The organism is Allobosea sp. 2KB_26 (assembly GCF_052115715.1).
Lineage (GTDB): Bacteria > Pseudomonadota > Alphaproteobacteria > Rhizobiales > Beijerinckiaceae > Allobosea.
Map to the genome: position 1 here is coordinate 37139 of NZ_JBFRHE010000007.1, position 26286 is coordinate 63424.

Below are 26286 nucleotides of genomic sequence, written 5' to 3' on the forward strand. Positions count from 1 at the left end.
GGCCCAGGGTCGCCACCCCCAAGCAGACGGTTCCTCTCATGCTCGACAAGGTTTTGCCGCCGCGTACGCTGAAGCTCAATGCCGCCGACAATGTCGCGGTCGCGGTCGATCCGATCGATGCAGGCGTCACCGCAGCGGGGGTCGTCGCCCTGAAGCGCATTCCGCGCGGCCACAAGGTCGCACTGGCCCCCATTGCCAAGGACGAGCCGATCCGCAAATTCGGCCAGATCATCGGCTTTGCCACTGTCGACATCCCGGCTGGCGAATGGGTGCACGAGCATAATACCGGTTTCCATGCCTTCGAGCGCGACTATGATTTCTGCGCCGAGGCGAAGCCTGAATTCGTGCTGCCGGTCGAGCAGCAGGCGACCTTCGAGGGGTTTCGTCGCAAGGGCGGTGGGGCTGGCACGCGCAACTATGTCGGCATCCTCACTTCCGTGAACTGCTCGGCCTCGGTCGCGCGCTTCATGGCCGAGGAGGTCAAGCGCTCGGGCATTCTGGCCGATTACCCCCATGTCGATGGCGTCATTGCGCTGACCCACGGCACTGGCTGTGGCATCGACTACAATGGCGAGAGCTTCGAGGTGCTGAAGCGCACGACTTGGGGCTATGCCTGCAACCCCAACATGGCGGCGGTGCTGGTCGTCGGCCTCGGCTGCGAAGGGTTTCAGATCAAGCGCATGAAGGAAGCCTATGGCGTCGAGGAGAGCGACATCTTCCGCACCATGACGATTCAGGAGACCGGCGGCACCAAGAAGAGCGTCGCCGCCGGCATCGAGGCGCTGAAGGTGATGCTGCCGATCGCCAATCGCGCCGTGCGCGAGACGGTGCCTGCCTCGGAGCTGACGCTTGCCCTGCAATGCGGCGGTTCCGATGGCTATTCCGGCATCACGGCCAATCCGGCGTTGGGCGCTGCCGTCGACATCCTGGTCGAGCATGGCGGCACGGCGATCCTGTCCGAGACGCCCGAAATCTACGGCGCCGAGCACCTGCTCACCCGCCGCGCTGCAACGCGCGAGGTCGGCGAGAAGCTCGTCGGCGTGATCAAGTGGTGGGAGGAATACACGGAGCGCGCCCGGATGAGCATGAACAACAACCCCTCGCCGGGTAACAAGGCGGGCGGGCTCACCACGATCCTGGAGAAGTCGCTGGGCGCGGCGGCAAAGGGCGGAACCAAGACGCTCGCGGCCGTCTATCACTATGCCGAGCCGGTGAAATCGAAGGGCTTTGTCTACATGGACACCCCTGGCTATGACCCGGTCGCCGCGACGGGGCAGGTCGCGGGAGGCGCCAATATCCTCGCCTTCACCACGGGGCGTGGCTCGGCCTATGGCTGCAAGCCGACACCGTCGGTCAAGCTCGCCACCAATACGCCGATCTACGAGAAGATGATCGACGACATGGATATCAATTGCGGCGACATCCTCGATGGCGTGACGCTGGAGGAGAAGGGCCGCGAGATTTTCGAGACGCTACTGCGCGTTGCGTCCGGCGAGCGCTCCAAATCCGAGCAGCTTGGCTATGGCGATGCCGAGTTCGTGCCCTGGCAGATCGGCGCGACGATGTGATCGCAGTCGTTTGACAGGAGGGGAGCGCGGTTCCATCGGCCGCGCTGTCCAAGACGAAAGCGCTGGGGGGCGCTCTCATGAAGCACCTCCTGCTTGTCACCGTGCCGCGGCTTCTGCTCGGCCTGATCTTCCTGGTCAGCGCAGTCGACGGTTTCTGGTTCCTGGCGACGGGGAGTCATCTGATCCATCCGCCGACTTCTCCGAAGGGCATGGAATTCGAGCTCGCTCTGCAGAATTCCGGCTTCTTCTGGCCCTTTCTGAAGAGCGTCAATCTTGTCGGGGCGCTTAGCCTGCTTCTCAATATCGTGCCGGCCCTGGGGCTTGCATTGATTGCGCCGGTGATGGCCGTGATCGTGCTGTTCCACCTCGCCATCAATCCGGAGGGCCTGCCGGTCGCGCTCCTCCTGATCGTCAGTGGTGGTCTGCTGGTCTACGCCTATCGCGAGCGCTACGCCGCCCTGCTTCGGTAAGGGTTCTGGCCAATGGTCGTCCCGGTCGCCCATTGGCCGCCCGGGATCACCTCCGAGTTTCATTCAGAGCGTAAAGCCCGCGAGCCGTTCGCCGATCTCGTTGATCCGTTCCATGCCGACATTGGCGATGGCGATGCGCAGATGCTGTTCCTGCCCGGGGCCGAAATAGGGGCCGGGCAGGGCGAGTACGCCACGCTCCCCGACCAGGGCCCGTACCACCTCCGCCGCGGGCACGTCCGCGAATGGATGCGCGACATAGGCGAAATAGGCTCCGGCTGCGAGCACCTGCCAGCCGTTTAGCGGCGCCATCGCGGCACGGAAGGCGCCGGCTCTCGCATTGATCTCGGCACGGTTGGTCTCGCGCCAGTCGCGAATGCCGTCGATGCCCCAGGCAGCCGCCTGCTGGCCGGCCCGCACGGGGCTGATCTGGACGCAGTCCAGCACCTTGCCGATCTGTGCTAAGACAGCCTCTCCGGCGGTGATGGCGCCAAGGCGCCAGCCTGGCACGGCATAGGCCTTTGAGAAGCTGTAGAGGCCGATCACGGAATCCCGCCAGCCGTTTGTGGCGAAGATCTCATGCGGCGCCTTCACTCCGGCTGGCAGGAAGTCGCGATAGGTCTCGTCGATGACGAGCCAGATTCCGCGCCTCGCGCAGAGCGCGGCAAAGGCCGCAATGGTCTCGGGCGGATAGACCGAGCCGGTCGGATTGTTGGGCGTCACCAGTACGATCGCGCGGGTCTTTGCATCGATCAGGCTTTCCGCCTGCTCGGCATCGGGAACGAAGCCGCAAGCCGGATCGCAGGGGAGCGGGCGGGCCTCGACGCCGAGCATGGTCAGCGTCATCTCGTGATTGAAGTACCAGGGCGTCGGCAGCAGCACATTGTCGCCTGCCCGGGCGAGCGCCATCATGGTCACGACATAGGCCTGATTGCAGCCGGAGGTGATGGCGATCTCGGTCGCCGCAAATGGCGTGCCATAAATCCTGCCGATCTCGGCGGCATAGGCTTCACGCAGCGAAAGATCACCGGTGATCGCACCATAGCGTGTCAGATCGGGCAGGGCGGCGGCCTCGCCAAGGCGCTGCAGCAGGGGCATGGGCGGTGGCGAGCCTGGCACGGCCTGCGAAAGATCGATCAGCGGGCCGGAGCGGCCGTCATAGGAACGAGCCCAGCCCTGCGCCTGCGGGATCGGCGGCGTGCCGGTGTCGAGAAGGTCGGGGTTCAGCGTGGGGCGGACAGTCTGGAGCATGACGGCAGCTTTGAGGCGCGTCCGGCGTCTCGTCAATCGGGTTGGCTGCAGCACGGGGCAGCGCTCATATAGGCAGCAGCGAAGGCGGACCGAGCGGGCCCATGCAGGACGAGACCAACGACGCGATCGACGAACTCCATGCGCTGCTCGACCGCGCGGCGGTGATCGTCAGTTTTACCGGAGCCGGGATCTCGACCGAATCCGGCGTGCCGGACTTCCGTTCGCCCGGCTCGCCCTGGATGATCCACAGGCCGATCCCGTTCGACGCTTTCGTTGCCAGTCGCGAGGCGCGCGTCGAAGCCTGGCGGCGCAAGTTCGCGATGGATGATCATTTTGCCGGTGCGATGCCCAATCGCGGCCACAGGGCACTCGCCAATCTGGTGGCCCAGGGCCGCTCTCCCGGGGTGATCACGCAGAATATCGACGGGCTGCATCAGGATTCCGGCATCCCCGAAGACAGGATCATCGAACTGCACGGCAACGGCACCTATGCCACCTGCCTGACCTGCGGCTGGCGGCATGAACTGGCCGCGATCCGTCCGGCCTTTGAGGCAAGCGGAGAGCCGCCGCGCTGCATTATCTGCAGCGGCATCGTGAAGTCGGCGACGATCTCGTTCGGCCAGGCCATGCCGGAAGCGGCGATGCGACGGGCGCATGCGCTGACCATGCGGGCTGATCTCTTTCTCGTCGCGGGCTCGTCGCTCGTGGTGTTTCCGGCGGCGACGTTCCCGGTGATCGCCAAGCGCAATGGAGCGAAGCTCGTGATCATCAATCGCGAACCGACGGAGCCCGACGCGATCGCGGATCTCGTGGTGCGGGCCGAGATCGGCCCTGCGCTTGGCCGGCTGGCAGGCTGAGCGCGCCAAAAGCGTTGCCAATCTGCCGCGGTGTCCATCGCGATGATGTGGATGACGCCAAGCCGGCTGTATCGCGCCTTCGAACCGATGGTATCGTATGGGCACGAATCAAACAGTTCGCGCGGAGATGAGCGGGACATGTCCGACGAGTTCGGTGAGAGCGGGCGGCCACCGGTCGGTCCGATTCAATCACTCAACCGCATCATGCGGCTGGACGGAGGCGAAGGCTTCGATCACGACGGAAGCGTCGAAGTCGTCGGCTACGTCAAGTGGTTCGACGTCAGCAAGGGCTACGGTTTCGTGGTCCCCGAGGATGGCGGCGCCGATGTGCTCGTCCATGTCACGATCCTGAAGCGCGACGGCTTCAACGCCATCGCCGAAGGGGCCCGCATCGTTCTGGAGGCGATCGAGAAGGCGCGCGGACGTCAGGCGGTGCGCGTGATGTCGATCGACACCTCGGCCGGGCGCCATCCAGCGGAGATGCCACTGGCACGCACCAATGTCTCGGTTGCTCCAACGAGCGGGCTCGAGCGCATGGTGGTGAAGTGGTTCAATCGCCTGCGCGGCTTCGGTTTCGTCTCGAAGGGCGAGGGCGCTCCGGACATCTTCGTTCACATGGAAACCTTGCGCCGCTACGGCATTGTCGAGCTCATCCCCGGCCAGACGGTCCTGGTGCGCTACGGACCTGGACCGAAGGGCCTGATGGCAGCCGAGATCAGGCTGGAGCAGGGCGGCGCGATCAGCTCGCACTGAGCGTCGATAAGCGGATTTCAGATTAAGGAAAGGGCGCCCTTTAGGGGCGCCTTTTCTCGTTGGAGACTCCGGAAAAGTACCCGGTGAGGCCCATATGCGGCTTCCGGGCCATGAGCCGCGACTGCGCTCTCCTTCGCAGACATTGTGGTGGATCGACAAATTGCCGCCCCGGGCGCGAGCAGACCCTGCGCGCCTAATTCTTCTGAGGGAAAAGCGGGAGATCGAGCTGGTCGAATTTCGGCATGCTGTCGAGCTGCCTTTCCACCGCTGCCGGGTCCATGATCACGGGCTTGTCCAGCCAATAGGTCACCATCCCCGGGAAGGCGATCATGAGCCCGACGAGGATGAGCTGCAGGACGATCCATGGAATGGAGCCGAGATAGATATCCCGGCTCTTGACCTCGGGAGGGGCGATCCCCCGCAAGTAGAACAGCGCGAAGCCAAAGGGCGGATGCATGAAGCTGGTCTGAATGTTGGCGCAGATCAGCAGGCCGAACCAGATCAGGTTGATGTCGAGCTTTTCGGCGGCGGGCGTCAGCAGCGGGATGATGATGAAGGCGATCTCGAAGAAATCGAGGAAGAACGCGATGAAGAACACGAACACCATCGAGAACGACAGGAAGCCGATCTGACCGCCGGGCAACCCGGTCAGCATGTGCTCGATCCACTTGCCGCCGCCAACTCCCTGGAACACGAGGCTGAAGACGCGGGCGCCGATCAGGATGAAGGCGACCATCGCGGTGATGCGCATCGTCGACGACATTGCCTGATAGGTCAGCTTCCAGGTCAGGGTGCGGTACATTGCGGCCAGGATCAGCGCGCCGACGGCACCCATCGCGCCGGCTTCCGTCGGCGTGGCCAAGCCGAGGAAGATCGTGCCGAGCACGAGGAAGATCAGGGCCGCCGAGGGCACGATGCCGCGGATGCATTTCCAGGCCAACGGCCAGCCCTTGAGCGTGCGCGCTTCCGGTGGGAGGGCCGGAACCTGCTCCGGCCTGATGATGCTGAGAATCATGACCCAGATGCAGAAAAGCACGACCTGCACGATGCTGGGGCCAATGGCGCCAGCATACATGTCACCCACAGACTTGCCCATCACGTCGGCCAGGACGACCAGGACGAGCGAGGGCGGAATGAGCTGGGTGATCGTGCCGGAGGCGGCGATGACGCCGGTGGCATGCTGCATGTTGTAGCCGTAGCGCATCATCACCGGTAGTGAGATCACGCCCATCGCGATGACCGAGGCAGCCACGGTGCCCGTGATCGCGCCCAGGATGGCCCCGACGAAAATGACGGCGTAGGACAGGCCGCCGCGGATCTTGCCGAAGAGCTGTCCGACGGAATCGAGCAGGTCTTCGGCCAGGCCGCACCGTTCCAGCACCGCACCCATGAAGGTGAAGAACGGGATCGACAGCAGCAGGTCGTTCGAGATGATCGAGAACAGCTGGAAGGTCAGATTGCCCATATAGGACTGGTCGATCACGCCCATCTCGATGGCGATTAAGCCGAAGAACAATCCAACGGCCGCGAGCGAGAATGCCGCGGGATAACCGATGAGCAAGAACACCACCAGGCCCCCGAACATCATCGGGCCCAGATTGCTGCGGATCACATCGATCATTGGAGCGGCTTTTCGTATGCGTATTCGTGCTGATGGAAGCCGCGCAGGGCAGCAGCCCGCTTGATCATCTCGGAAATGCCCTGGAGCAGGATCAGGCCGAAGCCGACCGGCAGGAGGAGCTTGATCGGCCAGCGAACAAGGCCGCCCGCATTGTTCGAGGATTCATTCAGGGCCCAGGACTGCCAGAACCACGGCCAGGTGAACCAGATCATGATCAGGCACATCGGCATCAGGAACACGGCGCCCCCGAGCAGGTCGATCCAGTGCCGGGTGCGGTCCGAGACCATGCCGTAGATCAGGTCGACGCGAACATGCTCGTTGACCTTCAGCGTATAGGCCGCGCCAAGCAGCACCATGCCGCCGAACATGTACCATTGCAGTTCGAGCCAGGCGTTTGAGCTGTTCGAAATCAGATAGCGGATCGTTGCGTTTCCGGCGCTGACCAGGCAGGCGAGCAGAACCAGCCAGCTCGCAACAACGCCGAGATATTCGCCGATGGCATCGATGAACCGGGCGAGCGGCAAGAGCTGTCGGCAAAAGGTCCAAGCCACCCAGACGGAAGCAGCCATGCTGCCGACCGTGGCAAGAGCCAACCACAGCTTGAACATCAACCGACCTCGCGCTGAAGCTACGTTGCACTCCAGATGGCGCAGGAAGGGCGCTGGTCCGGTTACTTTTGGAGCTAGCAGCTACGGGCTTAGTCGTTCCATATCGCGGCAGGGCCTATCGCATAACCTCGGCATAGCCAGATGCATCGAGCTGCTCCTGCGTGCGCAGGCGATAGCCGATCGCCAGCTCGGTCACGACAAAGATTGGCCGGGCCGGATCTGGCTCAATCCGGTTGCGGAGCTTCTTCATCAGGATGCGCAGATACTGCACGTCCTCGTCGGGGTTCTGGGGCCAGAGTTCCTTGATCAGCTGACGATGAGTCAGGACCTTGCCGTGATGCCCGGCGAGCGCGCGCAGCAGGGCGAACTGCTTGGGCGACAAGGTGATGGCGCCGCCATCGCGGCTGACGATCCTCTGCACGAGGTCGATCGACAGGCTGCCGATGCACAGGACCGGCTCAGGAGCCGCGCGGGAGGCGATACGACGGAGTACGACGCGTGCCCGGGCCAGGAGCTCGGCCATGCCGAACGGCTTGACGATGTAGTCGTCGGCGCCCTTCTCCAATAGCGCAACCTTCTCGGATTCCGCGTTGCGAACCGACAACACGATGATCGCCGATTGCGACCAGGACCTCAGAGTATCGAGCACTGTGGCCCCGTCGGCATCGGGGAGCCCGAGGTCGAGCACGATCAGGTCAGGGGTACGCATGACGGCAAGATCGATGGCCTGACGCGCGGTTTCGGCCTCAACCACGCGGAAGGACTGCATCTCGAACCCGGCCCTCAGGAAACGCCGGATCTGTGGCTCATCATCGACGATCAGCACCAGCGGCTGAAGGGTTGCCTGTGGGCTGTCAGTCATCGTCTATTCTCGCATAATCCGGTGCGGAGGGAGGGGCCGGCAGGACGATACGCATCGTGGTGCCTCTCCCTGGCCCCCCGCTCAGGGCGGAAACGCTGCCACCATTCGCTTCGATGAAGATCTTTGCGATCGTCAGCCCGAGCCCGCTTCCTTCGGCGATGTCGGCGTGGCGTTCGCCGCGATAGAAGCGCTCGAAAATCTGCTGCGCCTCTCGTGCGTCCAAGCCGGGGCCCTCGTCACGGATATCGATCGCGAGACGACCGACGTCCAGACTGGCGGATATCGCAATCGACGAACCCGCAGTCGCAAATTTGGCGGCATTCTCCAGGATATTGATCAAGGCCTGCTCGACCAGAACGGCATCGACGCGCACGAGCGGCAAATCACCTCCGAAGCTTCGCACGATTCTCCGGTCCCGGAGCCGCTCGGCTGCGCTGTCCAGCGCGGCATTGATGATATCGGCGGGGTCGATGCTGTCGAAACGAGGCTGCAGCGCGCCTGAGCGGATACGCGTCACGTCTAACAGGTTCTGAATGCGCAGGTCGAGGCGCTTCGCCTCGCTCGCGATCAGTTGGGACAGGCCCAGCAGCCCTGGCTCCGATGCAACCTGTGGGGCGACAGACAGGACGCTCGCCGAACCGAGAACGCTGGCGATTGGCGTTCGCAACTCGTGCGACACCGATTCCATCAGAATATCCCGCAGCGCATCCGTGCGCTGGCGTAGCCGCCGTTCTTCCAGCGCACGGGACAGCCCCAGCCGGTTGAGCGATTTGGCTCCCTCGGCGAGGATCGAGCGTGCCTGGTCAGTGATTTCCTGCGTGGGCTCCTGATCCTTCTCCAGGGGCACGGCCAGGGTTGCCTGCTGGTGGTGCGGGTCTCCGAGATGGCAGAGGAGCCAGTGGCTCTGATCCGCGAGGCGGACGACGTCGGTCGCTGTGCCGGACGCCTCGACACTGCGTCCTGTGAATGTCTCGACCTCGGTTGCGAGCGACCGTGTCACATCATGCGCGAAGAGCGAATGCACCGCGCGTACGCTGCGGCCGTCCGAGCCCACGAACAGTGCCACGGGCCGCTCCAACGCATCGGTTATATGGGCGGCGACGATCCCATAGATCGCCTCCACGTCGCTCGCGCCGGCAATGTCGCTGCTGAGGCCGTACAGTTGCCGCACCCGCCTTTCATCGTCCCGCGCTCGCAACATGTCCGCTCGCACCCTGCCAGCCAGTCGCCCCATCGTCAGGGCCACGGCCAGCGAAATGCCGAGATCGATGAGCTGCGGGGGACGAACGACCAGAACGCTGAAGATCGGCGGATAGAACAGCGTGGACATCAGGGTCCCGAGTCCCGCCGCGAGCACCGCCGGCCCCGTGCCATATCGCACTGCGGCAGCAAGAACCGGCAGCATGTAGATGGCCGAGACACTCTCCAAAGGTGTCAGGGCGACGATAGCGGCGGCAAGCCCCGTCGCCGCGGCGACCAGGCCTGCAGCCTTCACATAGATCAGTGTCGAAGATGCCTCGTTCACGTCGCGCCAGCGCTCTTCGGTAGGTTTCTACCTGCCATCAAAGGTCGCGGGTCGATAGCTGAGCAAGATGAATTTGTTCTGGCGGCCCGTCCCGTCGGCTTGGTCGCCGTACGGCATGAAGCCGCACCGGCTACCGAAAGGATACGGCGGCGGGAAACAGATTCAGGCGCGGACCTTCCTCAGGCCAAGCCTATCCCGACCTGCTAGAGCGCAAACGACGTCCCGCAGCCGCAGGAGCTGGTCGCGTTCGGATTGGTGATCTTGAAAGACTGGCCGACCAGATCGTCGACGAAATCGATCGTACAGCCTTCGAGCAGGTCGAGCGAGGTCTCGTCGATCAGGACGGTTGCGCCGTCGCGCTCGATCACGAGGTCGCCGGGAGCCTTCTCGCGGTCGACATCGAAGATGTACTGGAAGCCGGAGCAGCCGCCTCCGGCGACGCTGACGCGCAGCATCGAGCCGGGCGGCTCCTTCGCCATCACCGCGAGAATGCGATTCGCGGCCTTGCCGGTGACGGCGATGCCACGCGGATTGACCTGAAGATCGGTCGACATAAGCAGATGCTCCTTGCACCTTTGTTGTCTGCAAAGGTAATTGCGCCGCAGCGCCTGTACAAGCAGGGGGCGTCGATAGGTCCGCCATGCCGCAGCCACAGAGCCTTTCTCCCGACCGCGAGCCCGGCGATCGCTGGCGTGCGATCTACGCCTGTCGTTCGAGCCAGAGCCGCGGCCGCCTGATCGCGGAGCCGGCGTCGCCGACGCGCAGCCATTTCCAGCGCGATCGCGACCGGATCATCCATTCCACGGCCTTCCGCCGCTTGAAGCACAAGACGCAAGTCTTTGTGTCGCATGAAGGCGATCATTATCGCACCCGTCTGACGCATACGATCGAGGTGGCGCAGATTGCGCGTGCACTCGCCCGCGCACTTGGTCTCGACGAGGATCTGGCCGAGGCGCTGGCGCTGGCGCATGACCTCGGCCACACGCCGTTCGGGCATACCGGGGAGGATGCCCTCGATGCCTGCATGCACAAGTTCGGTGGGTTCGATCACAACGCCCAGACGCTGCGAATCGTCGCTCGGCTCGAGCATCGCTACGCCGGTTTCGACGGGCTCAACCTCAGCTGGGAGACGCTGGAAGGGCTGGTCAAGCATAACGGCCCGCTGATCGGCGCCGACGGCGAGCCGACCGCCCGCTATACGAAGACCGGCATCCCGGCGGCGATCGTCGAATACCAGGAGCGGCAGGATCTCTGGCTGGACAGCCATGCCTCTGCGGAGGCGCAGGTCGCCGCGCTCGCCGATGACATCGCCTATAACGCCCATGACATCGATGATGGCTTGCGGGCGGGGCTGTTCGGGCATGCGGACCTTCGCGTCGTGCCGTTCCTCGCGGACCTGCTCGATGAGATCGAGCGGCTGCATCCTGGCCTCGAGACGTCCCGCGCCACGAACGAGCTGGTGCGCCGGGTGATCACGCGCTTCGTCGAGGATGTGATCGGGCGCTCCGAGCAGCTCATCGCCGCGCTGGCGCCAGCTGACGCCGATGCAATCCGCCGGGCGGGAGCACCGGTTGTCGCCTTCTCGGAGACGATCACGACGGCCGATCGCCAGATCAAGGCTTTCCTCTATCCCAATATGTATCGGCACCCACGGGTTGGGGGCATTCGCCAGCAGGCGGCCGATGTGGTGCGCGACCTTTTCACGCGCTTTGCTGCGGCGCCGCAGGCGATGCCGCCCGACTGGGCGGCTGGGATGACGGAGCTCGACGAGCCCCGCAAGGCCCGTCGGATTGCCGACTATATTGCCGGCATGACCGACTGGTACGCGCTCGACGAGCATCGCCGCCTGTTTGACGCGACCCCGTCGCTGCGATAGGCCCGGCGCACTCCTTCCTTCCGGTTTTCGTATGTTTGCGGTCGCAATGAACCTGTTCGAGACCTTTTCCGCGCGCATCAGCCGCGCCCTGACGCAGCTTGCCGATCGCGGCGACATCCCTGCCGGGCTGTCCTTCGCCCGCGTCGTCGTCGAGCCGACGCGGGACCCGGCCCATGGCGATCTTGCGATCAATGCCGCGATGGTGCTCGCCAAGGAGGCCGGCACCAACCCCCGCGCCCTGGCAGCCTTGCTGGTCGAGGAACTCGCACGTGATCCGGACGTGGCGAAGGCCGAGATCGCAGGGCCGGGCTTTATCAATCTGACGCTGCAGCCGGCCGTCTTCACGGGGATTCTCAAATCCGCGATCGAGGCCGGACTGGATCACGGCCGCGGTGCGCTCCGGCCCGATCCGAAGATCAATGTCGAATATGTCTCGGCCAACCCGACCGGACCGATGCATGTCGGCCACGGCCGCGGCGCGGTCTTTGGCGATGCCTTGTCGAGCCTGCTCGCCTTTGCCGGCCACGCGGTCAGCCGCGAGTACTACATCAACGATGCCGGCGCGCAGGTCGATGTGCTCGCCCGCTCTGCCTTCCTGCGCTACCGCGAGGCGCTGGGCGAGGAGATCGGCGCGATCCCGGAAGGGCTCTACCCTGGCGACTATCTCAAGTCGGTCGGCGAGAGCCTGGCCAAGACTTATGGCGAGAGCCTGCGTGGCAAGCCCGAGTCCGCATGGCTGGTGGCGGTGCGCGCTGCCGCGATCGACGGCATGATGGCGATGATCCGGGACGATCTCGCTGCGCTCGGCGTCGTCCACGACGTCTTCTTCTCGGAGCGCTCGCTTCAGGCGGTCGACGGCAATATCGATGCCGTGCGCGAGACGATCGAGGATCTGCGATCGCGCGACCTGATCTACGAAGGCCGCTTGCCGCCGCCCAAGGGGCAGAAGGACGAGGACTGGGAAGACCGGGAGCAGACCCTGTTCCGGGCCACGCTGTTTGGCGACGATGTCGACCGGCCGCTGCTCAAGTCGGACGGCAGCTACACCTATTTCGCCAACGACATCGCTTATCATCGCTCGAAATTCGTCCGCGGCTTCGCAGAGATGATCGATGTCTGGGGCGCCGACCATGGCGGCTATGTCAAGCGCATGGCGGCCGCGGTGAAGGCGGTGACGCATGGCGAGGGCTCGCTCGACGTCAAGCTCTGCCAGCTCGTGCGGCTGCTGCGCAATGGCGAGCAGGTGCGCATGTCGAAGCGCTCCGGGGATTTCGTGACGCTGCGCGAAGTCATCGACGAAGTCGGCCGCGATGCGGTGCGCTTCATGATGATCTTCCGCAAGAACGATGCGACGCTCGATTTCGATCTCGCCAAGGTCGTCGAGCAGTCGAAGGACAATCCCGTCTTCTATGTCCAATATGCCCATGCACGCTGCGCTTCGATCTTCCGGCAGGCACGCGAGGCGTTCCCCGGCATCGATCTGTCACCCACCGTTCTGGCGCAGGCGGACCTGTCGCGCCTGACCGACGAGGCGGAGATCGGCATCATCAAGATGATCGCTGCCTATCCAAGAATGATCGATGCAGCGGCCAGCGCACATGAGCCGCATCGCGTGGCCTTTTTCGTGCATGAGCTGGCGAGCGCGTTCCACTCCCTCTGGAACAAGGGCAAAGACTCGCCGCAATTACGGTTCGTTAATCAAACTGATCGAGAATCCACGGTAGCAAGACTGGCGTTCGTGCATGCGGTGCGCAGCGTCCTTGCCTCCGGTCTGGCTGTCGTCGGGGTTGCGGCGCCGGAAGAAATGCGTTGACGGCCAGGATCGCCGGCGGCGCGCAAAGTCGGTCAGATTGACCTTGCGTAGAGTTCGGCGTTCCATTTGGGCGCCGACAGCGCTGGAATGGATCATACCATGAGTGAGCCAGCTAGGAACCGTTTCGCCCTCGACCTCGATGACCTCGAGCGTCAGCTGCGCGGCGCGGCTCAGCCTCCAAAGGCAGGGGCGTCTGTCGACCCGCTTGTCGAGTTGACCCGGATCGTCGGTCAGGATGACCCCCTGAAGGAACTTTTCTCGCCGCGGGCTGCTGCCGCTCCGGCGCAACAGCAAGCGGCCGCGGCTGCCGCGTGGCCGGGTGCACGGCAGCGTCAGGAGCCGTCCTTCGCCCAGGCGCCGGCCCAGCAACCCATTGCCGCCAATAACGCGCAGCCTCCGGCTGACATGCTCGGTGCGCTCGACGAGTTCGAGGCGCTGCTGCGCCGTGGCGATATCGCCCGTCCGGCGCCCGTAGCCGAACCGGCCCGCCAAGCAGCGGTCTATGTTCCGACTCCGGTCGAGCAACCCGAGCCCTATCGCAATGCCCGGCAGGAGCCTGCCCGACCTGCGGCGCATGATGCACGTGACCTCGACGAGGAGCGTGCCAATGCACAGTATCAGGATTACGGCCACGACACGCAGGCGGACTATCCCGAGCCGCCGCTGATGGCCGAAGATGACTATCAGGATTTGCCGCCGCGGCGCTCGCACAAGGGCCTTTGGGCTGCCGCTGCCGCGATTGCAGTCGCAGTGATCGGGGTCGGCGGCTATATGGGCCTGCGTGGTCCGTCCGTCACGAGCGACGGTCAGCCACCGGTCATCGCGGCCGATGGCGGCCCGAGCAAGGTTGCGCCGACCAATCCCGGTGGAGCCGAGATCCCGAATCAGAACAAGCAGATTTATGAGCGTGCTGGCGACAGCCCGTCGAACCCGACCAAGGTCGTCAGCCGGGAGGAGCAACCGGTCGATATCCAGCAGGCGGCCCGCACGATGCCGACCCGGATGGTCATGCCCGGCTCGACGCCGCAGGGAGGCGCCAATGGCAATCCGCTGGCGCAGGCCCCGGCGGCTGCTGAGCGCGGCTCCGTCTCGCCGGCCGAAGCTGGCCTGATCGCAACGTCCAGTGTACCAGGCCTCGGCGAACCGCGCCGGGTGCGCACTGTCTCGATCCGTCCCGATGGCACGCCAGCGCCTGCGCCCGGCGCGAGCGCGGCCTATAGCAACGGCGCGGCAGGGCTTGCGACCGGCGCAGCGCCGACGCGGCTCGGGGGGAACCTGCCGCTCAATCCGTCCTCGACCGCGAGCACCAATCCGCTGCGGCAGCGCACAGCTGCGACGCCGGCGGTGGCGCCTGACGCTCCGAAGGTTCAGGAGCGTGTCGCGACGCCTGCCCCGGCGACCACCCCGGCGGCGCCGGTGCGTGTTGCAAGTGCTGCTCCGACAGCAGCGTCTGCTGCGACGCCCGCTCCGGCGACCGCCGCGATCCGTAGCGGCACCGGCGACTTTGCCGTGCAGCTCGCTGCCCCCGGCAGCGAGGCGGAAGCACGCGCCGCATTCGCAGCCCTGCAGCGCAAGTATCCCGGCCAGCTCGGCGGCCAGTCGCCGATCGTCAAGAAGACGGATCTCGCTGGCGGAAAGACGGTCTATCGCCTGCGCATCGGGCCGTATTCACGCGAGGATGCGGCAACGATGTGCACGCAGCTTCAGGCTGCCGGCGGCCAGTGCTTCATCGCCAAGAACTGATTGCCAGCTCCGATATGATCAGACCGCCGGTGGCTCCTGCCACCGGCGGTTTTTCTTCGCCGGGCCTCGCGGGCAGGGGGCAGTGCTATGTCGCGCCGTGGAGCCAGGGGCTGGGCGTCCGGCAGCGCGGCGGAAGACGCCCGCGTCGAATCCGGTTAGGGCATGCCCCGAAACGATGACACCTGACTCAGGAGGACGTCCATGGATCGCCGTACTTTCGTCAAGGCTTCGGGTGCCGGAGTCGCAGCAGGTGGCGCGACCATCGCCGCGCCCGCCATCGCGCAGGCTCAGCCGAAGGTCAGCTGGCGCCTGACCTCGAGCTACCCGAAGAGCCTCGACACGCTGTTCGGCATCAGCACGCAGATCGCCAAGCGCGTCGCGGAAGCAACGGACAACCAGTTCCAGATCCAGGTCTTCGCGCCGGGCGAGATCGTGCCGGCTTTGCAGGCGCTCGATGCCGTCCAGAACGGTACCGTCGAGTGCAGCAGCACGCTGTCGAGCTTCTATATCGGCAAGAACCCGGCCTTCGCCTTCGAGACCTCGCTGCCCTTCGGCTTGAACACGCGCCAGCACAATGCCTGGCTCTATCAGGGCGGTGGGCTCGAGCTCTGCCGCGCCTTCATGAAGACCTACAACCTTCACACCATTCCCTCGGGGAATACCGGCGCACAGATGGGTGGCTGGTTCCGCAAGGAGATCAAGACAGTCGAAGATCTGAAGGGCTTGAAGTTCCGGATTGCCGGCCTTGGCGGCACGATCCTGGCGAAGCTGGGTGTCGTGCCGCAGCAGATCGGCGGCGGCGACATCTATCCGGCGCTGGAGCGCGGCACGATCGACGCAGCCGAATTCTCAGGCCCGCTCGACGACGAGAAGCTCGGTTTCCAGCGCGTCGCCAAGTACTATTACTATCCCGGCTTCTGGGAGGGCTGCGCCAATGTCAGCTTCATCGTGAACCTGGAGAGGTGGAACGCGCTGCCCGCTTCGTACAAGGCGATCGTGGAAGCGGCCTGCGCCGAGGCCAACGCGCTTTGCGTCGCGAAATATGATCACGGCAATCCCGATGCCCTGCTGCGCCTCGTCGCCAGCGGTGCTGAGCTCAGGCCGTTTCCGCAGGACGTGATGGTCGCCGCCTTCAAGGAAGCGCAGGCGCTCTATGGCGAGCTTGCGGCCAGCAATCCAGCCTTCAAGACATTCTATGATTCGTGGTTGCCCTATTGGCGCAAGGAACAGCTCTGGTTCCGTGTCGCAGAACTGCCTTTCGACGCCTTCAACGCCGGCATGGCGCAGCAGATGCGCTGAGCCTCGATGCGCTGAGCCTCCTGGGCTCTGCCAATTCGGTCGTGACGAAGCCCGGGGCCCGCTGGTCCCGGGCTTCTTCCGTTGAGGCGCCAGAGCGGGAATCATGCGAGAAGACGGCTTCCGCTGTTTTGCAATCCGCTTCGGGCCTGCTTCATGAAATCCCGCGCCTTCATTGCCGGTTGCCTCGGCACCAGCCTCACCCCTGACGAACGCGCCTTCTTCCGCGATGCCAGGCCCTGGGGCTTTATCGTCTTCAAGCGCAATACCCAGACGCCGGAACAGACCGCGGCGCTGACCGCGGAAATGCGGGAGACCGTGGGCTGGCACGCGCCGATCCTGATCGACCAGGAGGGCGGCAGGGTCCAGCGCATGGGGCCGCCGCACTGGCCGGTCTATCCGCCGGCGCAAGCCTTCCTTGGGATCAACGATCCCGTGCAACAGCGCGAGATCGTGCGGCTCTCGGCACGGCTGATGGCGCATGATCTCAAGGCCGTCGGCATCGATGTCGATTGCCTGCCGGTGCTCGACGTGCCGGTCGCCGGCAGCCATGACGTGATCGGCAACCGCGCCTATGCCCATGACCCCGACATGGTCGCGCGTCTCGGCCGTGCGGCGGCGGAGGGACTTCTGGCGGGCGGGGTGATCCCGGTGGTCAAGCATATGCCCGGCCATGGCCGGGCGCGGGCTGACAGCCATCACGACCTGCCGGTCGTCGACGCCTCGCTCGAGGCTCTGCGCGGGCATGATTTCCGGCCCTTCCGCCATCTCGCCGACATGCCGATGGCAATGACGGCACATGTCGTGTTCACTGCACTCGATCAAAAGCATCCGGCCACGGTTTCGCGTCGGGTCGTCAAAGAGATCATGCGCGGCGAACTCGGCTTCGACGGCCTGATCATGACCGACGACATCTCGATGAAGGCGCTCTCCGGCGGCTTCGCCGAGAAGTCGCGGGCGGCGATCCGCGCCGGGGTCGACGTCGTGCTGCATTGCCACGGCATCATGGAGGAGATGATCGCCGTTGCAGGTGCAGTGCCGGACATGACGGGGGCACGGGCCCGCCGCGCCGCGATGGCGCTCGCCCGGATACGGCATGAGCCCGAACCGCTCGATATGGAGGCTGCACGCGCCCAGCTGACCAGCGCCCTTGCGTTGGGCGGCCGATAGTCGGAACCTGCGTTCTCAGGGGTGACAGCTTGGGGACCCGGCGGGAATGGACGCCGAACTGCCGTTCGAGGACGAGGCCAGGCCGGCGCGCACTGACGGCGAGCCGGCGCTGCTCGTCGATGTCGACGGCTATGAAGGCCCGCTCGACCTGTTGCTCGACCTGGCCCGGCGGCAAAAAGTCGATCTGCACCGCATCTCGATCCTGGCGCTTGCCGAGCAGTATCTTGCCTTCGTCGAGCAGGCGAGGGCGCTCAGGCTTGAGCTTGCCGCCGACTATCTCGTGATGGCGGCCTGGCTCGCCTATCTGAAGTCGCGGTTGCTTTTGCCCGAACCACCGAGGGGCGAGGAGCCGAGTGCGGCGGATCTGGCGACGGCGCTGGCTTTGCGGTTGCGCCGGCTCGAGGCGATCCGCGCCGCGGCGCGGCGGCTGGCGTCCCGGGAAAGGCTGGGACAGGACGTCTTCGCCCGTGGTGCGCCGGAGCCGATCGTTGCCGGCGCACGCCCGGTCTGGGAAGCCGAACTCTACGATCTGCTTTCGGCCTATGGCCAACAGCGCCAGAAGCGGGCGCAAAGCCATATCTCCGTCGGGCATCGCATGGTCTGGTCCCTGGTCGAGGCGCGGGAGGTCCTGCAGCGACTGGTCGGCGAGGCGGCAGACTGGACGGCGATTGACCCCTACCTGACCCGCTACATGGCGAGCCACGGCCTGCTGCAAGGCGAAATGCGCGCGACCGTTCGCGCCTCGGCGCTATCTGCCATGCTGGAGATGGTGCGCGAGGGAATTCTCGATCTGCGCCAGGATGGTGCCTTCACGCCGCTCTATATCCGCCGACGCTCGGCGCGGCCGCCGACCCTGCCGCTATGATGGCCCGATGACAATGTCTGCGGCGCCTGAGCGGATCGGCGATGATGAGGGGAGCGAGGCGCAGCTCTTCGCCCAGTCGCTGCGCATCGTCGAGGCGCTGCTCTTCGCATCGGCAGCACCGCTCTCGGAAGAGGAACTGGGCCATTCCGTGCCGTCCGGCGTCGCGGTACGGCAGCTCCTTGCCCGGCTCACGGACATCTACGCCACACGTGGCGTCAATCTGCGGCAGGTCGCCGGCAAATGGGCGTTTCGGACCGCGCCGGACCTCGGCTACCTGCTGGCGGCCGAGGCCGAGCCGCCGCGCAAGTTGTCGCGGGCGGCGCTCGAGGTGTTGGCGATCATTGCTTATCATCAACCGGTGACGCGGGCCGAGATCGAGGAGATCCGGGGCGTTGCCACGGCCAAGGGTACGCTCGACATCCTGCTCGAAGCCGGGTGGGTCAGGTTGCGCGGGCGGCGTCGGACGCCGGGCCGGCCGGTGACCTATGGCACCACGCCGGGCTTCCTCGATCATTTCGGGCTCGACCGCATCGACGACCTCCCTGGCCTGGACGAGTTGAAGGGCTCGGGCTTCATCGAGGGGCGGCTCTCGAAGGACCTGACCGTGCCGATCCCCGATGATGGTCTTGACCTGCAGGAGGACGAGGATCCGCTTGGGGATCTCTTTACCCCGCTTGACGACGGCGACGGTCCGCCCCACACCCCGGACGAGTGAAATCGGGGGACAGTCCCTGATTGTCGTCCCCGGCGACCGTAGGGAGCCATGGGGTCTATGGCCGAGCGCTTGCGATCGAGGTTCGGCATGGACGCCGGTTCTCTGCCGCGCTTCGCCGGGATGACGCATGGTTTCGATGGAGCATTCTTTGGCGCGTAGCGAGGGCGTGGCGCGGTGGCTGAGTTGGGGTAGGCGCGGGACAGCGGGCGCAGCCATTCCAATGTCGCTCGCCTTCGAAGGCGTCACCCAGCGCTTCGGTGATGTGACGGCGCTCGAGGACGTGACGCTCGCGATCGCGCCGGGTGAAATCGTGGCTCTGCTCGGGCAATCGGGCTGCGGCAAGACGACGCTGCTCCGTCTCGCGGCGGGCGTCGAACGGCCCAGCTCGGGCAAAGTGCTGCTCGAAGGTCAGGACGTTTCGGCTCCCGACGCCTTCGTCGAGCCGGAGAAGCGCGGCGTTGGTCTGGTCTTCCAGGATTATGCGCTGTTCCCGCATCTCAATGTGCTCGAGAATGTCCGCTTCGGCCTGCGCGGCTATGACGATGCCTCGGCGAAGGCGACGGCGTTGCGCGCCATTGCCCGTGTCGGCCTCGCGGATCTGGCCGAGGCTTATCCACATATGCTTTCAGGCGGCGAGCAGCAGCGCGTGGCGCTGGCGCGAGCGGTGGCGCCGCGCCCCGGCGTGCTCCTGATGGACGAGCCCTTCTCCAATCTCGATCGGCGCTTGCGCGATGTGGTGCGGGACGAAACCGCCGCATTGCTGCAGGAAACCGGGGCAACCTCGATCATCGTCACGCATGATCCCGAGGATGCGATGCGGATCGCCGATCGGATCGTGCTGATGCGATCGGGGCGGATCGTCCAGATCGGGACTGGCGAGGAGCTCTACCGGAGGCCTGTCAGCCTCTTTGCGGCCCGATTTTTCTGCGATTTTACCGAGATCAGCGGCATAGCCGAGCGTGGCGCGGTGGAGACGCCGGTCGGGAGATTTGCGGCACCGGGCCTTGCCGATGGGCAGGAGGCTGTGGTCTGCGTCAGGCCCCATGCGATCAGGCTGGTGCCAAAGGGGTTCTGCCTGCCGGCACGCGTGGTGATGCGGCGCTTTCTGGGTGAGGTCGACCATTTGCTGCTGGCCGTCGGCGGGCTTGAAAAGCCGCTGGTCGGACGGGTCTCGCTGCCGGGTTCGATCCGGGAAGGCGAGGACATCGGTATCGATATTCAGTCGGACGAAGTTCTTGTGTTCGCCTCGGGGGACACATAGGTTCCGGCACAAGCACTTGGCGCGGGTGGGGAGCCTGCGCCGCACTGGAATTCGGAGGAGTTTGCCATGGGTGGCGTCAGTATCTGGCACTGGATCGTCGTCGGCGTCATCGTGATGCTGTTGTTCGGGCGCGGCAAGGTTTCCGAACTGATGGGCGACGTCGCCAAGGGTATCAAGTCGTTCAAGAAGGGCATGGCCGAAGACGAGCCGACCACGCCGCCGCCTGCTGCGACCACGGCTGATCCGAAGATCATCGATCACGCGCAGCCTGCCAATTCCGCCACGGCGAAGGCCGAACACAAGGCCTGACGCCGCGCCGCCTGCGAGCGGCGAGGGGTTGAGAGGACGAGCCGTCGATGTTCGACATCGCCTGGAGCGAATTGATGCTGATCGGGGCGGTTGCGCTCGTCGTGATCGGCCCCAAGGATCTGCCGAAAGCCATGCGGACCGCCGGGCAGGCGATCGGCAAGATTCGCCGTATGGCCGGCGAGTTTCAGAGCCAGTTCAACGACGCCATGCGCGAAGCCGAACTGGACGATCTGAAGAAGCAGGTCGAGGATGTCGGTGGTTCGGTGCAGAGCGCGCTCAATACCGATTTCAAACCGATCGATCCGATCAAGGACGATTTCAGTACACCCGCCTCCGGCGCCCGCGACGACGCGGCGCTGAAGGACGCGGAGGCTACGCTCGCGGCCTTGCCGGGGCCTGAGCCCTTGCCCGAAATCGTCATCGAGCCCGCGCCGATCGCGGAACCGGAGCCTGAACCCGAGGTCAAGCCGAAGGCGCCGCGCAAGCGCGCTTCGACGAAGAAGGCCAAGGTCAGTGAGCCGGATGAAGGGAGCCCGGCATGAGCGTCGCCAACCCGAGGGAAGGCGAGGACGACATCGAGGCCTCGCGCGCACCGCTGATCGAGCATCTGATCGAGCTGAGGGCGCGACTGATCAAGTCGCTGATCGCCTTCCTGATCATGTTCTTCATCTGCTTCGCGTTCTCGACGCAGATCTATAACGTGCTGGTGCAGCCCTATGTCTGGGCCGCCGGGCCGAACGGCAACGCGCAGCTGATCTATACCGGACCGCTCGAACTGCTCTTCACCCATATCAAGGTGGCGGCTTTCGGCGCCGGCTTCTTCGCCTTTCCGGTGATCGCCACGCAGGTCTACAAGTTCGTGGCACCGGGCCTCTACAAGAACGAGAAACAGGCTTTCGCGCCCTACCTGGCCGCGACGCCGATCTTCTTTTGCCTCGGCGCCGCGCTGGTCTTCTTCTTCGCCATGCCCGTGCTGATGAAGTTCTCGATCGGGATGCAGCAGGCGGCGACGGACGGCCAGGCGGGGATCGCGCTCTTGCCGAAGGTCAGCGAATATCTCTCGCTGATCATGACGCTGATCTTCGCGTTCGGTATCTCGTTCCAGCTGCCGGTGATCCTGACCTTGCTTGGTCAGGCCGGAATTATCGATTCGGCCTTCCTCAAGGACAAGCGGCGCTACGCGATCGTCTTCGTCTTCGTGGTCGCCGCCGTGCTGACGCCGCCGGACGTGATCTCCCAGCTCATGCTTGCCGTGCCGATGCTGCTCCTCTACGAGCTTTCGGTGTTCTCGGTGCGCTATGTCGAGAAGAAGCGGCAGGCTGCGAAAGCGGCCGAGGAAGCAGGCGAAGCCTGATCCGATCGCGGCTCGCGCGCATCGATTGGGATGCGCGATAGGTTGAGCAGCGATGTACGACATCAAATGGATTCGCGAGAACGCCGAGGCGTTCGATACCGGACTGAAGCGGCGGAGCCTTGCGCCGCTCTCGTCCTCGCTGCTTGCGCTCGACGATTCCCGTCGTTCGGCCATCGCCAAGGCACAGGCCACGCAGGAACGTCGTAATGCGCTCTCCAAGGAGATCGGCAAGGCGATGGGCGCGAAGGACGTCGCGCTTGCCGACAAGCTGAAGGCCGAGGTCGCGGCGCTGAAGGACGCTCAGCCCGCGCTCGAAGCCGAGGAGAAGGCGGCCGTCGAAGCGCTGAACGAACAGCTTGCGGCGATCCCCAACATACCGAATGCCGATGTGCCTGAGGGCGCGGACGAGCACGGTAATGTCGTGCTGCATGTCCATGGCACCAAGCCGGAGGAGGGCAAGCGCCTCATTGGCGTCAACCAGCCGAAAGAGCATTTCGAGCTCGGCGAAGCGCTCCGCCAGATGGATTTCGAGACGGCGGCCAAGCTCTCGGGCTCGCGCTTCGTCGTGCTGAACGCGCGGCTGGCGCGGCTCAACCGGGCGATCGGCCAGTTCATGCTCGATACCCACACCGAGGAGCATGGCTATACCGAGGTCAACCCGCCGCTGATGGTGCGGGATGAGGCGATGTTCGGAACCGCGCAGCTGCCAAAATTCCGCGACGACCAGTTCCGGGCGGGCGAGGATCACTGGCTGATTCCCACTGCCGAAGTTCCGCTTACCAATCTCGTGCGCGAATCGATCCTCTCCGAAGAGGAGCTGCCGCGTCGCTATTCCGCGCTGACCCCCTGCTTCAGGGCCGAAGCGGGCTCGGCGGGGCGCGATACGCGCGGCATGCTGCGCCAGCACCAGTTCGAGAAGGTCGAGCTGGTCTCGATTACGCTGCCGGAAAAGTCGCGCGAGGAGCATGAGCGCATGCTCGCCTCGGCGGAGGCGATCCTGAAGAAGCTCGACCTGCATTATCGGGTAATGACGCTCTGCACGGGCGACATGGGCTTCGCCAGCCAGAAGACCTGGGACATCGAGGTCTGGCTGCCGGGGCAGAAGACCTATCGCGAGATCTCCTCCTGTTCGGTCTGCGGCGATTTCCAGGCCCGGCGCATGAATGCGCGCTACAAGACCCGCGACGGCAAGGGCCCGTTCTTCGTGCACACCCTCAACGGCTCGGGCACGGCAGTCGGCCGCGCTCTGATCGCGGTGATGGAAAACTACCAGAACGCCGACGGCTCGATCACGGTGCCCGACGTGCTGGTTCCCTACATGCGCGGGGTCACCCGCATCGAGAAGGCGGCCTGACTCCATGCGTATCCTCGTCACCAATGATGACGGCATCCATGCCGAAGGCCTTGCGGTGCTGGAGCGCATCGCGGCGCAGCTGTCGGACGATGTCTGGGTCGTGGCGCCCGAGACGGACCAGTCGGGTGTCGCGCATTCGCTCTCGCTCAGCAATCCGCTGCGCCAGCGCAAGATCTCGGACAAGCGTTACGCCGTCGCCGGCACGCCGACTGATTGCGTGATCATGGCGGCGCGCTCGATCATGCTCGATGCGCGGCCCGACCTCGTGCTGTCCGGCGTCAACCGCGGCCAGAACGTCGCCGAGGACGTGACCTATTCCGGCACCATCGCAGCGGCGATGGAAGGTACGTTGCTCGGCATCCCGTCGATCGCGGTCAGCCAGGCCTACGGCCCGGACGGGCGGCACCAGATCCACTGGGACTGCGCCGAGCACCATGCTCCCGGAATCATCCGCCGGCTGCTGGAGGAGGGGATTCCCGAGGGCGTGCTGTTCAACCTCAACTTCCCGAATGTCGCGCCGAGCGAGGTTGCGGGCGTCGCGGTGACGGTCCAGGGCCGGCGCGACCAGGAGTTGGTGCGGCTCGAGCCTCGCCATGACGGACGCGGCAATCCCTATTTCTGGATCGCCTTCCAGCGCAGCCGGAAGGAGCCTGCCAACGGCACCGATCTGAGGGCGCTGTCCGAGCGGAAGATCTCGATCACCCCGCTCGAACTCGACTTGACGCATGAGCCGACGTTGACCCGATTCGCGCAGGTTTTTGCCTGATTTCGAACGGGAGTAATTGGGGGCGGCGATGAGCGAGGCCGAGGAGGCGCCTGGCAGCGAGGGTGAGCGAACTGTCGCCTTCCTGCTGTCACTGAGGGCGCGGGGCGTGCGCGATCTCGCCGTGCTCCGGGCGATGGAGAAGGTCTCGCGCGAGCGATTCGCGCCGACCCGCTTTGCCGACCTCGCCCGCCAGGACGTTTCCGTGCCGCTCGCCTGCGGGCAAACGATGACGGCTCCGCATACGGTGGCGAATCTCGTCAGTGCGCTGCAGATGGAGCCCTCCGCCCGCGTGCTCGAGGTCGGCACCGGTTCCGGCTATGTCTCGGCTCTGCTTGCCGCCATGGGCGGAGAGGTGGTCTCGCTCGAGCGCTACCGCACGCTCGCGCTTGCTGCCCATGAGCGCATCGGCGGCAGCGGCTACGCAAAAATGGTCGACCTGCGCCATGCCGACGGTTTCCAGCCAGACCGGACACTCGGCCGATTCGACCGGATCCTGGTCAATGGCGTCACCCATTCTGTTCCCGAGGCCCTGCTGGCGCGGCTTTCGGTTGGCGGGCGGCTGATCGGGGCGCTCAGGGTTGAAGGCGTATCACGTCGCGTGGTGGTCACGCGGACGGATGACAGTGCCTATGATCATGCGCTTGGCCCGGTCCTGCGTCTGCCGCCGCTGATCCCGGGCTTAGCCCGGGCACTCTGAACCGCGGCTGAAGAAAGCCGGCCCCGGCTGAAAAATGTGAAGAGGCCAAGCACGCGCGAAACGTTTTCGTAACCTGAACGGGGCTTTAATCCCCTTCATCGAGTTGCGTTGTTCGCGAGTATCTTGTCCATGCGTAGCCAAGTCGGATTCAAGTCCAGCGTTGCCCTTCGCCTGTCGACGGTCTGCGCGCTCGCCTTGAGTGTCAGCGCGTGTTCGTCGGACACGATGCGCTTCACCGAGGCACCTTTCAGCAATCCCTTCAGCACCGCGCAGGCGCCTGCCATGCGTGATCCGGCAACGACCGGGTCGATCGGGCGTAGCGCCAGTGCGCCGATGTCTTCGCCGGCTCCGTCTGTCGGGGCGGTCCGCGCCCAGCCCTTGCCGCCGCCGCAATCGGCCGTTGCGCTGCGTAGCGCAGCTCCGGCGCCTGTCGTCGGCAGCGCCAATGGCTGGTCGGCCCAGGGTGGCACGCCGATCGTCGTCGCCCAGGGCGAAACGCTCGATGTCCTCTCCTCGCGCTATGGTGTGCCGCGTTCAGCGCTGATGTCGGCGAACGGGCTTTCGAGCGCGAATGTCGCTCCCGGCTCGCGGCTGACGATCCCGGTCTACAATGCCGGTAGTGGTGCTGCGCCGCAGCAGATGGCCCAGGTGGCGTCGCCGCAGAGCGATGCGCGCACCGAGGCGCCGCGTTTCGTGCCTGGCCCCGCCCCAGCTGCGGCGCCGCGTGCGCCTGTGGTGCCGGCACGTGTCGCTGCAGCGCCGGTTGATGCCAGGGCGAAGGTCCAGGCCGCTGCCGAAGCCAAGGCGCAAGCTGCGGCCGATGCCAAGGCAAAGGCTGCCGCTGATGCTCAGGCCATGCGGGACGCCCGCGCCAAGTTCGCCGCCGAGGCCAAGGTGAAGGCCGAAGCCAAGGCCAAGACGAAGCCGGTGGTCGAGGCGAAGGCGCCGGCGCCTGCTCCTGTTGCGACGCCGACCCCGACGAAGACCAAGCCGGTCGTGGTTGCCAGCGCTCCGGCCGAAGAGAAAGTCAGCGCCGTGCCGAAGTCGGCTCCGGAGCCGACGCCCGATCCGAAGACCACCGCAAGCCTGCCGAAGGAGGAGGATGCCTCCGCCAAGGCCGATTTCCGCTGGCCGGCTCGCGGTCGCGTCATCGCCGGCTATGGTGGCAAGGGCTCGAACGAGGGCATCAATATCGCCGTGCCGGAAGGAACGCCGATCAAGGCGGCTGAAGGCGGCGTCGTCGCCTATGCCGGCAGCGAACTCAAGGGCTACGGCAATCTCGTGCTCATCCGTCATCCGAACGGCTACGTCTCGGCCTACGCCCATAATGGCGAGCTGAACGTCAAGCGCGGCGAGACGGTGAAGCGCGGCCAGGTCGTCGCCAAATCGGGCCAAAGCGGCAACGTCTCTTCGCCGCAGCTGCATTTCGAGCTGCGCAAGGGATCGTCGCCGGTCGATCCGGTTCCCTATCTGAACAACTGATCCAGAGTTGGTCTGACGCCCCCGCCGGGCCTGAGCTCTCACCCCTTGTCCGGCACGCAGAAACATTCACCTT

26 protein-coding genes are annotated in these 26286 nt (G+C 65.2%); 19 read left to right on the forward strand and 7 right to left on the reverse strand.

Going from position 1 to position 26286, the window contains the following annotated elements:
* Window positions 1-38 precede the first annotated feature (38 nt).
* Entirely contained in the window at window positions 39-1568 is a 1530-nt protein-coding gene (locus AB4099_RS19310; protein WP_441479249.1) for a UxaA family hydrolase, read from the forward strand.
* A 77-nt stretch (window positions 1569-1645) separates the two neighbouring features.
* Window positions 1646-2038, forward strand: coding sequence for a hypothetical protein (locus tag AB4099_RS19315; RefSeq protein ID WP_441479250.1), 393 nt, complete (start codon window positions 1646-1648; stop codon window positions 2036-2038).
* Between the two features lie 63 nt (window positions 2039-2101).
* On the opposite strand, the gene AB4099_RS19320 is transcribed toward AB4099_RS19315, so the two are convergent.
* Window positions 2102-3286 (reverse strand): aminotransferase, encoded by a 1185-nt coding sequence (locus AB4099_RS19320; RefSeq protein ID WP_441479251.1) that lies wholly within the window; start codon window positions 3284-3286, stop codon window positions 2102-2104.
* Window positions 3287-3387: 101 nt separating this feature from the next.
* Between AB4099_RS19320 and AB4099_RS19325 the strand changes: the two genes are divergently transcribed.
* Window positions 3388-4143, forward strand: coding sequence for an SIR2 family NAD-dependent protein deacylase (locus tag AB4099_RS19325; RefSeq protein ID WP_113515756.1), 756 nt, complete (start codon window positions 3388-3390; stop codon window positions 4141-4143).
* A gap of 138 nt (window positions 4144-4281) precedes the next feature.
* Window positions 4282-4896, forward strand: a complete 615-nt coding sequence (locus tag AB4099_RS19330) for a cold-shock protein (protein ID WP_113515934.1) — start codon at window positions 4282-4284, stop codon at window positions 4894-4896.
* 193 nt (window positions 4897-5089) lie between these two features.
* Here AB4099_RS19330 and AB4099_RS19335 read toward each other — a convergent pair whose 3' ends face one another.
* The 5 genes from AB4099_RS19335 to AB4099_RS19355 form a co-directional block, all read right to left on the reverse strand.
* Window positions 5090-6517 (reverse strand): TRAP transporter large permease, encoded by a 1428-nt coding sequence (locus AB4099_RS19335; protein WP_441479252.1) that lies wholly within the window; start codon window positions 6515-6517, stop codon window positions 5090-5092.
* Complete coding sequence (locus AB4099_RS19340) at window positions 6514-7086, reverse strand: TRAP transporter small permease subunit (RefSeq protein ID WP_441479432.1); 573 nt, start codon at window positions 7084-7086, stop codon at window positions 6514-6516. Before AB4099_RS19340 ends, AB4099_RS19335 begins: the two co-directional genes overlap by 4 nt.
* 154 nt (window positions 7087-7240) lie before the next feature.
* On the reverse strand, window positions 7241-7987 hold the full coding sequence (locus AB4099_RS19345; protein WP_441479253.1) for a response regulator: 747 nt from the start codon (window positions 7985-7987) through the stop codon (window positions 7241-7243).
* Complete coding sequence (locus tag AB4099_RS19350) at window positions 7980-9512, reverse strand: sensor histidine kinase (RefSeq protein WP_441479254.1); 1533 nt, start codon at window positions 9510-9512, stop codon at window positions 7980-7982. Before AB4099_RS19350 ends, AB4099_RS19345 begins: the two co-directional genes overlap by 8 nt.
* A 203-nt stretch (window positions 9513-9715) precedes the next feature.
* Window positions 9716-10066, reverse strand: a complete 351-nt coding sequence (locus AB4099_RS19355) for a HesB/IscA family protein (protein WP_113515760.1) — start codon at window positions 10064-10066, stop codon at window positions 9716-9718.
* Between the two features lie 86 nt (window positions 10067-10152).
* On the opposite strand from AB4099_RS19355, the gene AB4099_RS19360 reads away from it, so the two are divergent.
* The 14 genes from AB4099_RS19360 (at window position 10153) to AB4099_RS19425 (ending at window position 24731) form a co-directional block, all read left to right on the forward strand.
* Window positions 10153-11388 (forward strand): deoxyguanosinetriphosphate triphosphohydrolase, encoded by a 1236-nt coding sequence (locus AB4099_RS19360; protein WP_441479255.1) that lies wholly within the window; start codon window positions 10153-10155, stop codon window positions 11386-11388.
* Window positions 11389-11434: 46 nt separating this feature from the next.
* Window positions 11435-13201: an arginine--tRNA ligase gene (argS, locus tag AB4099_RS19365; RefSeq protein ID WP_441479256.1), complete on the forward strand. Its 1767-nt coding sequence runs from the start codon at window positions 11435-11437 to the stop codon at window positions 13199-13201.
* Window positions 13202-13300: 99 nt separating this feature from the next.
* Complete coding sequence (locus AB4099_RS19370; protein WP_441479257.1) at window positions 13301-14944, forward strand: SPOR domain-containing protein; 1644 nt, start codon at window positions 13301-13303, stop codon at window positions 14942-14944.
* 201 nt (window positions 14945-15145) lie between these two features.
* On the forward strand, window positions 15146-16243 hold the full coding sequence (locus AB4099_RS19375; RefSeq protein ID WP_113515763.1) for a TRAP transporter substrate-binding protein: 1098 nt from the start codon (window positions 15146-15148) through the stop codon (window positions 16241-16243).
* A 153-nt stretch (window positions 16244-16396) separates the two neighbouring features.
* Window positions 16397-17410, forward strand: a complete 1014-nt coding sequence (nagZ, locus tag AB4099_RS19380) for a beta-N-acetylhexosaminidase (RefSeq protein ID WP_441479258.1) — start codon at window positions 16397-16399, stop codon at window positions 17408-17410.
* Between the two features lie 46 nt (window positions 17411-17456).
* A complete protein-coding gene (locus AB4099_RS19385) occupies window positions 17457-18275 on the forward strand; it encodes a segregation and condensation protein A (RefSeq protein ID WP_441479259.1) in 819 nt (272 codons plus the stop codon).
* Between the two features lie 13 nt (window positions 18276-18288).
* Complete coding sequence (scpB, locus tag AB4099_RS19390; protein ID WP_441479433.1) at window positions 18289-18990, forward strand: SMC-Scp complex subunit ScpB; 702 nt, start codon at window positions 18289-18291, stop codon at window positions 18988-18990.
* A gap of 220 nt (window positions 18991-19210) precedes the next feature.
* Window positions 19211-20251 carry an ABC transporter ATP-binding protein gene (locus AB4099_RS19395; protein ID WP_441479260.1) on the forward strand — a complete coding sequence of 347 codons (1041 nt, stop codon included), beginning with the start codon at window positions 19211-19213 and terminating at the stop codon, window positions 20249-20251.
* A 66-nt stretch (window positions 20252-20317) separates the two neighbouring features.
* A complete protein-coding gene (locus tag AB4099_RS19400) occupies window positions 20318-20560 on the forward strand; it encodes a twin-arginine translocase TatA/TatE family subunit (RefSeq protein ID WP_043232977.1) in 243 nt (80 codons plus the stop codon).
* A 47-nt stretch (window positions 20561-20607) separates the two neighbouring features.
* Window positions 20608-21102, forward strand: a complete 495-nt coding sequence (gene tatB / locus AB4099_RS19405; RefSeq protein WP_441479261.1) for a Sec-independent protein translocase protein TatB — start codon at window positions 20608-20610, stop codon at window positions 21100-21102.
* A complete protein-coding gene (tatC, locus tag AB4099_RS19410; protein WP_113515768.1) occupies window positions 21099-21914 on the forward strand; it encodes a twin-arginine translocase subunit TatC in 816 nt (271 codons plus the stop codon). Before tatB ends, tatC begins: the two co-directional genes overlap by 4 nt.
* 52 nt (window positions 21915-21966) lie before the next feature.
* Window positions 21967-23268: a serine--tRNA ligase gene (gene serS / locus AB4099_RS19415; RefSeq protein WP_441479262.1), complete on the forward strand. Its 1302-nt coding sequence runs from the start codon at window positions 21967-21969 to the stop codon at window positions 23266-23268.
* Between the two features lie 4 nt (window positions 23269-23272).
* The gene (gene surE / locus AB4099_RS19420; RefSeq protein ID WP_113515770.1) at window positions 23273-24034 is read left to right on the forward strand and encodes a 5'/3'-nucleotidase SurE; all 762 of its coding nucleotides are present in this window, start codon (window positions 23273-23275) and stop codon (window positions 24032-24034) included.
* A gap of 28 nt (window positions 24035-24062) precedes the next feature.
* Window positions 24063-24731 (forward strand): protein-L-isoaspartate O-methyltransferase family protein, encoded by a 669-nt coding sequence (locus AB4099_RS19425; protein WP_441479263.1) that lies wholly within the window; start codon window positions 24063-24065, stop codon window positions 24729-24731.
* A 95-nt stretch (window positions 24732-24826) separates the two neighbouring features.
* Here the strand turns inward: AB4099_RS19425 and AB4099_RS19430 are convergent, their stop codons facing one another.
* Complete coding sequence (locus tag AB4099_RS19430; protein WP_162768161.1) at window positions 24827-25015, reverse strand: hypothetical protein; 189 nt, start codon at window positions 25013-25015, stop codon at window positions 24827-24829.
* On the opposite strand from AB4099_RS19430, the gene AB4099_RS19435 reads away from it, so the two are divergent.
* Window positions 25014-26213, forward strand: coding sequence for a peptidoglycan DD-metalloendopeptidase family protein (locus AB4099_RS19435; protein WP_441479264.1), 1200 nt, complete (start codon window positions 25014-25016; stop codon window positions 26211-26213). The two genes, AB4099_RS19430 and AB4099_RS19435, sit on opposite strands and share 2 nt — an antisense overlap.
* Window positions 26214-26286 lie beyond the last annotated feature (73 nt).